A 9,942-nucleotide genomic window follows, 5' to 3' on the forward strand; every position below is an offset into this window, starting at 1 on the left:
GACGCGTGACATCAACGAAAACGTCTCTCACACGCACGGTGCAGGCACCGGGCGTACCTATCGTGCCTCGCGAGGCATTTAGCCGCGCGCGCGTGCTGATCGTCGGTGACGTGATGCTCGATCGCTACTGGTTCGGCGACGTCAATCGCATTTCCCCGGAAGCGCCGGTGCCGGTTGTGCACGTCAAGCGCAACGAGGAGCGACTGGGCGGTGCGGCGAACGTGGCGCTCAACGCCGCTTCGCTGGGCGCGCAGGCGGGGCTGCTGTGTGTGCTCGGTACGGACGAACCGGGAGACCGGGTGGTCGAGCTGCTCAAAGAGAGCGGCGTCGCGGCCTTCGTGACACGCGATGCGGCATTGGCGACGACGATCAAGCTGCGTATCGTGTCACGTCAGCAGCAACTGCTGCGTATCGATTTCGAGAATCATCCCGCGCATGAAGTGCTGCTGGCGGTGCTCGATCAATATCGTCGACTGCTCGCCAGCTACGACGTCGTGCTGCTATCGGATTACGCGAAGGGCGGCCTGACGCATGTGCAGCCGATGATCGAAGCGGCGCGCACCGCCGGCAAGGTGGTGCTGGTCGACCCGAAGGGCAGCGATTACGAGCGCTATCGCGGCGCATCGATCCTGACGCCCAATCGCTCGGAATTGCAGCAGGTCGTGGGCGAATGGCGCTCGGAAGACGACCTTACGGCGCGCGCGCAGCACCTGCGCGAGTCGCTCGATCTGGACGCGCTGCTGCTCACGCGCTCGGAAGAAGGCATGACCCTCTTTACCGCCGACGGCGCGCTGCACGTGCCGGCGCAGGCGCGCGAAGTGTATGACGTCTCGGGCGCGGGCGATACCGTGATTGCCACGCTCGCGGCGTCGCTTTCCGCCGGTCTCCCGCTTGCGCAGGCCGTTGTGCTTGCCAACCGCGCAGGCAGCATCGTTGTGGGCAAGCTGGGCACGGCGACCGTGGACTACACCGAACTCTTTTCCGACCTGACATGACCATCATCGTGACCGGCGCCGCAGGCTTCATCGGCGCGAACCTCGTCAAAGCCCTCAACGAGCGCGGCGAGACCGACATCGTGGCGGTCGACAACCTCACGCGCGCGGACAAATTCCGCAATCTGGTCGATTGCGAGATCAGCGATTACCTCGACAAGACCGACTTCGTCGCGCGTTTCCAGCGCCGTGAGTTCGGCCGCGTTCGTGCGATTTTCCACGAAGGCGCCTGCTCCGATACGATGGAGACGGACGGCCGGTACATGATGGAGAACAACTTCCGCTATACGCGGGCGTTGTTCGAAGCCTGCCAGGCACAGGCCGTGCCGTTCCTCTACGCCTCGTCGGCGGCCACGTACGGTGCGTCCGACACGTTCGTGGAGACGCGTGAATACGAGAAGCCGTTGAACGTCTACGGTTACTCGAAGTTTCTGTTCGACCAGATCGTGCGCCGTGCGATGCGCGAGGCGGGCGGCAAGCTCCCAAGTCAGGTGGCCGGCTTCCGCTATTTCAATGTGTACGGCGCGCGCGAGGCGCACAAAGGTCGAATGGCCTCGGTCGCGTATCACAACTTCAACGAATTCCGCGCCAACGGCCGCGTGAAGCTCTTCGGCGAGTACAACGGCTACGCGGCCGGTACGCAAAGCCGTGACTTCGTGTCCGTTGAAGACGTCGTGAAGGTGAACCTGCACTTCTTCGATCATCCGGAGCGAAGCGGCATTTTCAACCTTGGCACGGGCCGCGCGCAGCCGTTCAACGATATCGCGATTGCCGTGATCAACACGCTTCGTGAGGAGGCGGGCGAGGCGCCGCTCGCGCTCGACGAAATGGTCAAGCAGGGGATCGTCGAGTACATCCCGTTCCCGGACGCGTTGCGTGGCAAGTATCAATGCTTCACGCAGGCGAACATCGAGCATCTGCGTCAGGCCGGTGGGTATCAACAGCCGTTCTACACGGTGGGCGAGGGCGTCGCTCGCTACGTGCGCTGGCTGCTCGCGCAGTAGGTGTCGACGCGCATCGCCTGACCGGTGGGGTGCCGGAGGGGCCGCTTTGCGACCCTAAGGTCGGTGGGTCGATGGGTCGATGTCATCCGTAGACGTTCGTGAGCGTTAAGGAAGTATCGGGGATCTCGACGACATCGACGACATCGACCCGAGTGACTTCATAAGGAACACATCATGCTTCGCAAACTGTTGCTGGCGGTTGTTGCCTTTTTCACCCTGTGCGGCCTGGCCATGGCGGCCGTCGACATCAATACTGCCGACCAGGCGCAACTTGAGTCGCTCAAGGGCCTCGGACCGGTCAAATCCAAGGCCATCGTCGATGAGCGTAACGCCCATGGCGCCTACAAAGACGCGAGCGACGTCGCCAAGCGTGTGAAGGGGTTGGGCGTCAAGTCCGTCTCCACGCTTCAATCCGAAGGCTTGACGATCAATGGGCGCGGGGGCGATGCGGCTGCGGCGGCAAAATCGCCGCCGGCCACCGCGCCGGCCGCCCGGGCACCGGGGCTGCCCACGGCCCCAGCCAAGCCTGTGCCGCCTGCGGCATCCCCCCGTCCCGCCAATCCCGCCCAGCCGGCGCCGTCAATCGCCACGCAAAAGGCCCAGGCGCCCGCGCCTGCTGCACCCTCGACGATGAAGCCCGCAACCCCCGGCACGACCGCCATGCCCGCCAAGCCTGGCGCGCCGGTGCCGGCGGCCGCCGTTCTGGGAGGGGCATCGGACACGAAGGCGAACGCATCGAAGCAATCGAAGGACGCCAATACAACGAAGGCGGCCAAGGCGGCCAAGGCAACCAAGGCGGCCAAGGCAGGTGCGACGCCCGCGGTGGCGTCCGCGGCGGCGGCGGGCGACGCCGCGCCCGTCAAGGCACGCAAATCGAAGAAGGCCAAGGCCTCGGCGGCCGGCGCGTCGCAGCGCTGACGTTCCTTGGGGGGGCGGGTGTCTGCGATTGCGATGCCCGCCGAAACCCTTCGCCGAACGCGGGCATGGCCGGTGGATTAGAATGTTTCGATTCCCGACCGAAAAAGCTAAGCGCAATGGCCTATAAGACTATCGAAGACACCATCGGCAACACGCCGCTGGTGCAACTAATGCGTTTGCCCGACGACGAGATCCGCCGCCGCAACAACGTGATTCTCGGCAAACTCGAGGGCAACAACCCGGCGGGATCGGTGAAAGATCGCCCGGCGTTGTCGATGATCAAGCACGCCGAGTTGCGTGGTCGCATCAAACCGGGTGACACCCTCATCGAAGCCACCTCGGGCAACACCGGTATCGCCCTCGCGATGGCGGCGGCCATTCGCGGCTACAAGATGGTCCTCGTCATGCCGGAAGACCTCTCCATCGAGCGCCGTCAGAGCATGGGCGCCTATGGGGCCGAGATCGTTCTGACGCCGGTCAAGGGCGGCATGGAATACGCGCGCGACCTCGCCGAGCAAATGCAGCGCGACGGACGTGGCATCATCCTCGACCAGTTCGCCAACCCGGACAACCCGCTCGCGCATTACGAGTCCACGGGCCCGGAGATCTGGCGCGATACGGAGGGACGCGTCACGCACTTCGTCTCGGCGATGGGGACGACGGGCACGATCATGGGGGTGTCGCAGTACCTGAAGGAGCAGAGCGAAGCGGTGCAGATCATCGGCGCAGAACCGGCCGAAGGCTCGCGTATTCCAGGGATTCGCAAATGGCCGGAAGCGTATCTGCCAAAGATTTTCGATCGCGCACGCGTCGATCGCACGATCTCCGTGACCCAGGCGGACGCGGAGGTCATGGCGCGTCGTCTTGCGGCGCAAGAGGGCATCTTCTGCGGCATCTCGGCAGCGGGTGCCTGCCACATCGCATTGAATCTGGCGCGTGAAGTGGAGAACGCCACCATCGTATTCGTCGTGTGCGATCGCGGCGATCGCTATTTGTCGACGGGCGTGTTCCCAGCGTGACGCGCGACGCGCGGCGGTGCTCTGCACCGCAACGGCGACGATAGACGCAAAGAAAACCGCTCCTGCCTGAGCTGCACCCCAACCGATGGAGGTCAATCCAATCGTTGGGGTGTTTTTCATCGCAGGCGATGACGCGACACGAATATTACGGCGCGCGAGCCGCTCTGATCGCGTCGGCGAGGTCGTACACCGACATCGCGTAGAAGAAGCTGCGGTTGTAGCGTGTGAGCACGTAGAAGTTGGTGAGGCCCATGCGGTACTCGGTGGCCTGTCCCGGTGTCGGCAGATCGACGATGAGCACGGGGGTGTCGAGCGACGCGCCCACATCGAGCCGCGGCTCGTTCATCAACATACCCGCCTTGATGAAGTCGCCGAGCTTCCAGTGCGGCTCGGGTTGACCATCGGCGCCCGCTTCCGCCAGTCCCTGGCTGCCGCGATCCGCTGCGATGTTCCAGACGACCGGTTGTCCGGCCTGCCAGCCATGTTGCTTGAGGAAGTTGGCGACGCTGCCGATGGCGTCGGCCACATCGTTGGTCAGATTGATCTTGCCGTCGCCCGTGTAATCGACCGCATAGTTACGAATCGAGGACGGCATGAACTGCGGAATGCCGATGGCCCCCGCGTAAGACCCGTAGATGCTGAACGGATCGACACCGCGCTCGCGGGCGTAGAGCAACAGGTTTTCCAGTTCGTTGCGAAAGAGCGCCATGCGCTCCGAACGGTTGCGTGCTGGCGGATAGTCGAACGCAAGCGTGGTCAGCGCATCGATGGTGCGGAAGTTGCCCATGTGGCGCCCGTAGATGGTCTCTACGCCGATGATGGCGACAATGATCGCCTCGGGCACGCCATATTGCTTCGACGCGCGCGCGAGCGCCGCTGCGTTCTGATTCCAGAACCGCACGCCGCCGTTGATGCGCGTGTTGTCGAGAAAATTCTTCTCGTACTTCGTCCAGTTCTTTTGGCCAGGGGTAGGGGGCGGTGCGGCCAGGCGCGCGGCCGTCTGCGAGAATACGACGCGCGAAAACACCTTCTGCAATTCGCTGCGATCGAAGCCGTCGCGCGCCACGATGTCGTTAATGAACGCGTCGACGTCGGGGTTCGCCGCATAGCGTTGCGGGACGACCTCTTCCTCGAACTCCGTTTGTGCGACCTGCTTGGTGCGCGTCTGCGCATGCGCGCCGGCCGTCGTCAGTGCGAAGGCGCTCATGCATATCGCAACGCCGAGCGCGCGGACTGCACGTGCAGCGCGAGAGGGGGGGCGCAGGTCGAAGCGCTTGCGTCGCGCAACCGAGCAAAGGCGGCCGCTGTCCGGTCGATGCGTGGGGCGCGAGCGCGCGGGCAAGAGCGAATCGTCCATCCGTACCGGTGATGTCATGCTGTCTGTCAGGCCTGTATGAAGTCCGAAGGCAACGCTGCCGCTTGGGCCGTCGTCGCGTTAGTCGCGTTGAGGCTCTCGTCAGCGCGCGCCGGAGCGATCCAACGCGCGATTCTGTCTAGAGCGTCAACCATTCATGCCAGTTCCTGCCGTCCCGAATTTCAGGTGAACGGCCCTTGCCGGCTGACACGGGTCTGCTGGGAGACTGCTTGGCAGTATAACCGAGTGCACCTGTGATACCTTAAGGCCTATGCACTGTCCGTGACAGCGCGTATGGGGGATGCCGGCCATCGGCACGCGTTTGCCAATGCAGTGCGGCATCGCAAGTCAGGCGCGACGCCCGGCCGCTACCGGGCGCAAGAGCCACGGCGCGGCGGGCATCCCCCGCCCGTCCCAATACACGATTCGAAGCGATAGGCGATACAACGAATGGCTACCGGGTTTTATACGCACCCCGATTGCATCCGTCACGAGATGGGCGAGTGGCATCCGGAATGTCCCGAGCGGCTGCGCGCGATCGAGGACCAATTGATCGCCGGACGCATCGACGGTCTGCTTGAGCGCCGGGAAGCGCCCGCCGCCGACGAGGCCAGTTTGCGGCTCGTGCACACGCAGGATCACATCGACTTCATTCGCGACAACATCCCCGAGTCGGGCTATTTTCCGATCGATCCCGATACGCTGCTCAATCCGTATTCGTGGCGAGCGGCCACGCGTGCGGCGGGCGCGGCGATCGCGGCGACCGACGCCGTCATTCGGGGCGAACTCGAGAACGCCTTCTGCAGCGTCCGTCCGCCGGGCCATCACGCCACGCCCACGCGCGCCATGGGGTTTTGCCTGTTCAACAATGTAGCGATCGCCGCCGCGCATGCGCTCGAAGTGCATGGACTCTCGCGCGTGGCGATCGTCGACTTCGACGTGCATCATGGCAACGGAACGGAAGCCGCCTTCGGCAACGACGAGCGCGTGCTGATGTGCGGTATTTTCCAGCATCCGTTCTATCCGTTTTCCGGCGCGCTCGATCCGGCGCCGAACATGCTCAACATTCCGCTCGCCGCGCGAACGTCCGGCATGCAGGCGCGCGAGGCGATCGACTACGGCTGGTTGGGACAACTCGACGCATTCCGTCCGGAGATGATCTTTTTCTCGGCGGGCTTCGATGCACACCGTGAAGACGATCTCGGCAATCTCGGTCTGACCGAGGCGGATTTCGCTTGGATCACCGAGCGCGTGAAGGCCGTGGCCGATCGGCATGCGAAGGGGCGCATCGTGAGCTGCCTCGAAGGCGGCTACAACCTCTCCGCGCTCGGACGCAGCGTGGTGGCGCATCTGAAGGTGCTCGCTGACGTTTGAGGCGTCGCGGTTGGCATCGCCGGCGATGCCGCGCGGTCATACGCGGTACAGGAGACGAACATGACAGTATCGGAAGCCGGGGCAGCAACGCACGAGCCGCTTGTCGTCGTCACGCGCGGCGAGGGCGAGTTGGCCGGTGTAGTGACGTTGACGCTGAATCGACCGCGTCATTTCAACGCGCTCTCCGAGGCGATGCTCGACGCGCTGCAAGCGGCACTCGACGACGCGGCCCGCGATGCACACGCACGTGTGGTCATACTCGCGGCTGCGGGGCCTGCATTCTGCGCGGGTCACGATCTCAAGGAAATGCGCGCCGAGCCATCCCTCGACTACTACCGCTCGTTGTTCAATCAATGCACGCGCGTGATGCTGACGATCCAGCGTATGCCGCAGCCGGTCATTGCGCGGGTGCACGGCATTGCCACGGCGGCCGGGTGTCAGTTGGTCGCGATGTGCGATCTCGCGGTGGCGGCGTCGGCGGCGCGCTTCGCGGTCTCCGGCATCAACGTCGGCCTGTTCTGTGCGACCCCGGGCGTAGCGCTCTCGCGCAATCTCACGCGCAAGCAGGCGATGGAGATGTTGCTCACAGGCGACTTCATCGACGCGCAGACCGCTCGCGAGCGAGGGCTCGTCAACCGTGTGGTGCCGATGGAGCGGCTCGACGTGGAAGTCGCGGCGCTGTGCCGCTCGATTCTGGCGAAACCTGCCGCGGCCGTGGCCGCCGGCAAGGGGCTGTTCTACCGGCAGATCGAGACCGGCATCGAAGCGGCCTACCAGATGGCGGGGCAGACGATGGCCTGCAACATGATGGACGAATGTGCGCTTGAAGGTGTGCAGGCGTTTATCGAGAAGCGCGCGCCCGACTGGGCGAAGCGTTCCGGCTGAGCGGGCCGAAGCCCGCGATGCGCGCGGGACTTCGGACGCGCTTGCGCGCTACCACTGCTTTTCCAGGACGAGCGGCCCCGGCGTTGCCGTGCGGCTCACCGCGTAGCCATGGTCGGTGAACCAGGCGCGCAGTTCCTTGATCATGTCCGGATTACCGCACACCATGATGCGCGAGGTGGCCGGATCCAGCGTGGCACCGATCGCTTTCTCCAATTCTCCCGACGCCAGCAGCGACGTCACCCGGCCATGCAGTGCGCCGGGCATGGCTTCGCGGGTCACGCAGACCGCGAAGTGAAGTTTGTCGATCAGCGCCGGATCGACGTCAGGATGCGAGAAATGCTTGAGTTCGTCGTAATAGGCGAGGTCGCTCGCCCATCGCACGCTGTGCACGAGGAAGATGCGTTTGAAGCGTTGCCATACGGCCGGGTCGCGCAGGATCGATACGAAGGGCGCCAGACCCGTGCCGGTGGCAAGCAGCCAGAGATCCTCGCCTCCGGTGAATCGATCGAGCGTCAGAAAGCCGTATGCCGTGTGATCCACGAACAGCGTGTCGCCGACCTTGAGTCGCGCCAGGCGCGGTGTGAGTTTCCCTTCGGGAATCGTAATTGCGTAGAACTCCAATATGTCTTCGGCGGGAGCGTTGACCAAGGAAAACGCCCGCCAGATCAGTTCTCCATCGTCGCCGGGAAGCCCTAGCCGCACGAACTGCCCGGCCGTGAATTGCAAAGCGGCAGGCCGTGTGGTCTTGATGCTGAAGATCGTCGGCGTCCAGAAATGCATGCCGACGACCGTTTGCAGCGAATATTTCGTCTGCGCTTGCATGCCGGAAGCTCCTCGCAATGACACACGACTTCAGTGTAGCGCGCAGCGAGGATGCGTGTTGCGAGACCCTGCGCGCGTGCGGGGTACCGTGTGTCCGCTTCGTGGGAGGGGCGGCACCTCAGACGCCGTCGTGCGCTCCCAGGGCAGGCTGGGCAGGCTGAGCGGACTGAGCGGACTGAGCAGGCTGAATCGACTGAGTCGGCTGAGCCACCTGTGCGGTTTGTGTCGCTTGCGCGTCGGGCAAGTGTTGCAGCAGCCACTGCGTCAATTCGTCGACGACCTTCTCGCGGTCGAGGTCGTTGAGCGTTTCGTGAAAATACCCCGGATAGAGGCGCAACGTCTTGTCCTGCGAGCCGGCGTTGCCATAGAACTGCTCGCTTGCCCACGGGGCGGTGAGTCTGTCGGCAGTGCCATGGAAGATGTAAAGCGGCAAATGCAGCGCGCCAGCGTTGGCGTGAATCCGCGCCATCGCATCGAGCAACTCGGCGGCAGTGCGTGCCGGCGTGCCGCCATAGGCGTTGAGTGGATCGCTTTTCGCCTCGGCGACCACCGCTTTGTCGCGCGAGATCAGGTTCGGATCGATCTTGAAGACGGGGACCTTCGGCAGCCAGCGCGACACCCAGCGTCCGGCCTTCGCCATCCACGGCGCGACGGGCTCGCCCGGCGCGAGCGCCGGGCTGCTCAGTATCAGGCCGCGCAGGTTCGCCGGTGCCCGCGTAATGGTGTACAGCGCGGCGATGGCACCCCCCATGCTATGGCCGAGCAGGAACAGCGGTGCCGGGCCGAACGTGGTGCGCACGTGCGTGAGGAAGATCTCGGTGTCGTCTAGATACGCGTCGAAACGGTCGACGAAGATGCGCGCACCGTCGGAGCGGCCGTGCCCGCGAAGGTCATAGGCGACAGTCACGAGACCGGATGCGGCGAAGTGTTCCGCCAGCCGTGCGTAACGGCCGCCGTGCTCGCCCATCCCGTGGACGATCGCGACAACGCCACGCACCGGCTCGCCGCCGGTATCCGGCAGCCAGCAATGAACGTACAGTGAAAGGCCATCGCTGGCCTGCAGGTGCGATACCGAATGCGTAGTCATGTCCCCTCCTGACGCGATGGCCGGATGGCCGTCGTGCGTGCGACGGCGCTGCGATTGCCGAGTGCGCCATTCGATCATAGGCGCTCGTGCGGCGGCGTGATTTCTCTAGAGGAAATGCACCACACCGATACTGGCCGCGCGTCACGATTTGCATAAAAATAGCACGATCGTTCGGGCGGGCATGTGTGCGCGGAAAGCGTGTACTTATTGAATTCCGGCGTTGCTATCGCGAGGATCGGACACTTGCGGAAAATCCAAAAAGTATCGTGGATTCTTGCCTAAAAATGCATCAAATAAGCAATAAATGCGTCATTCTCCGAGTGGTTATAATGACAGCGGATTGACGTAAACGTAACTTTGGAGCGAGTTCATGAAGATCCTTGTACCGGTCAAACGGGTAGTGGATTACAACGTAAAGGTTCGTGTGAAGAGCGACGGCAGTGGCGTCGACATTGCGAACGTGAAGATGTCGATGAATCCGTTCGAC

Annotated in this window: 9 protein-coding genes and 1 pseudogene; 7 read left to right on the forward strand and 3 right to left on the reverse strand. The window is 63.8% G+C overall.

What is annotated here, in order from left to right:
* Nucleotides 1-5: 5 nt before the first annotated feature.
* The 4 genes from rfaE1 (at nucleotide 6) to cysM (ending at nucleotide 3,933) form a co-directional block, all read left to right on the forward strand.
* Nucleotides 6-995 (forward strand): D-glycero-beta-D-manno-heptose-7-phosphate kinase, encoded by a 990-nt coding sequence (gene rfaE1 / locus ACE3UG_RS12640; RefSeq protein ID WP_374624377.1) that lies wholly within the window; start codon nucleotides 6-8, stop codon nucleotides 993-995.
* Nucleotides 992-1,996, forward strand: coding sequence for an ADP-glyceromanno-heptose 6-epimerase (rfaD, locus tag ACE3UG_RS12645; RefSeq protein ID WP_374624379.1), 1,005 nt, complete (start codon nucleotides 992-994; stop codon nucleotides 1,994-1,996). Before rfaE1 ends, rfaD begins: the two co-directional genes overlap by 4 nt.
* Before the next feature lie 174 nt (nucleotides 1,997-2,170).
* The gene (locus ACE3UG_RS12650) at nucleotides 2,171-2,914 is read left to right on the forward strand and encodes a ComEA family DNA-binding protein (RefSeq protein WP_374624381.1); all 744 of its coding nucleotides are present in this window, start codon (nucleotides 2,171-2,173) and stop codon (nucleotides 2,912-2,914) included.
* A gap of 116 nt (nucleotides 2,915-3,030) precedes the next feature.
* A complete protein-coding gene (cysM, locus tag ACE3UG_RS12655; RefSeq protein WP_374624383.1) occupies nucleotides 3,031-3,933 on the forward strand; it encodes a cysteine synthase CysM in 903 nt (300 codons plus the stop codon).
* 145 nt (nucleotides 3,934-4,078) lie between these two features.
* Here cysM and mltB read toward each other — a convergent pair whose 3' ends face one another.
* On the reverse strand, nucleotides 4,079-5,140 hold the full coding sequence (gene mltB, locus ACE3UG_RS12660; protein WP_374624385.1) for a lytic murein transglycosylase B: 1,062 nt from the start codon (nucleotides 5,138-5,140) through the stop codon (nucleotides 4,079-4,081).
* Between the two features lie 597 nt (nucleotides 5,141-5,737).
* Here mltB and ACE3UG_RS12665 point away from each other — a divergent pair.
* Both ACE3UG_RS12665 and ACE3UG_RS12670 read left to right on the forward strand, forming a co-directional pair.
* Nucleotides 5,738-6,661 (forward strand): histone deacetylase family protein, encoded by a 924-nt coding sequence (locus ACE3UG_RS12665; RefSeq protein ID WP_374624387.1) that lies wholly within the window; start codon nucleotides 5,738-5,740, stop codon nucleotides 6,659-6,661.
* Nucleotides 6,662-6,721: 60 nt separating this feature from the next.
* Complete coding sequence (locus tag ACE3UG_RS12670; protein WP_374624389.1) at nucleotides 6,722-7,546, forward strand: enoyl-CoA hydratase; 825 nt, start codon at nucleotides 6,722-6,724, stop codon at nucleotides 7,544-7,546.
* 48 nt (nucleotides 7,547-7,594) lie between these two features.
* On the opposite strand, the gene ACE3UG_RS12675 is transcribed toward ACE3UG_RS12670, so the two are convergent.
* Complete coding sequence (locus ACE3UG_RS12675) at nucleotides 7,595-8,368, reverse strand: ferredoxin--NADP reductase (protein WP_374624391.1); 774 nt, start codon at nucleotides 8,366-8,368, stop codon at nucleotides 7,595-7,597.
* A gap of 118 nt (nucleotides 8,369-8,486) precedes the next feature.
* Nucleotides 8,487-9,455, reverse strand: coding sequence for a lysophospholipase (locus ACE3UG_RS12680; RefSeq protein ID WP_374624393.1), 969 nt, complete (start codon nucleotides 9,453-9,455; stop codon nucleotides 8,487-8,489).
* A 370-nt stretch (nucleotides 9,456-9,825) separates the two neighbouring features.
* On the opposite strand from ACE3UG_RS12680, the pseudogene ACE3UG_RS12685 reads away from it, so the two are divergent.
* A pseudogene (locus ACE3UG_RS12685) lies at nucleotides 9,826-9,942 on the forward strand (electron transfer flavoprotein subunit beta/FixA family protein); the annotation flags it as partial.

The sequence above is a fragment of the Pandoraea sp. genome, assembly GCF_041919235.1.
GTDB lineage: Bacteria > Pseudomonadota > Gammaproteobacteria > Burkholderiales > Burkholderiaceae > Pandoraea.

Excerpts from the sequence above, each read along its gene's own strand:
- rfaD (WP_374624379.1), top strand. The coding sequence starts at position 992 with ATGACCATCATCGTGACCGGCGCCGCAGGCTTCATCGGCGCGAACCTC.
- ACE3UG_RS12650 (WP_374624381.1), top strand. The coding sequence starts at position 2,171 with ATGCTTCGCAAACTGTTGCTGGCGGTTGTTGCCTTTTTCACCCTGTGC.
- cysM (WP_374624383.1), top strand. The coding sequence starts at position 3,031 with ATGGCCTATAAGACTATCGAAGACACCATCGGCAACACGCCGCTGGTG.
- mltB (WP_374624385.1), bottom strand. The coding sequence starts at position 5,140 with ATGAGCGCCTTCGCACTGACGACGGCCGGCGCGCATGCGCAGACGCGC.
- ACE3UG_RS12665 (WP_374624387.1), top strand. The coding sequence starts at position 5,738 with ATGGCTACCGGGTTTTATACGCACCCCGATTGCATCCGTCACGAGATG.
- ACE3UG_RS12670 (WP_374624389.1), top strand. The coding sequence starts at position 6,722 with ATGACAGTATCGGAAGCCGGGGCAGCAACGCACGAGCCGCTTGTCGTC.
- ACE3UG_RS12675 (WP_374624391.1), bottom strand. The coding sequence starts at position 8,368 with ATGCAAGCGCAGACGAAATATTCGCTGCAAACGGTCGTCGGCATGCAT.
- ACE3UG_RS12680 (WP_374624393.1), bottom strand. The coding sequence starts at position 9,455 with ATGACTACGCATTCGGTATCGCACCTGCAGGCCAGCGATGGCCTTTCA.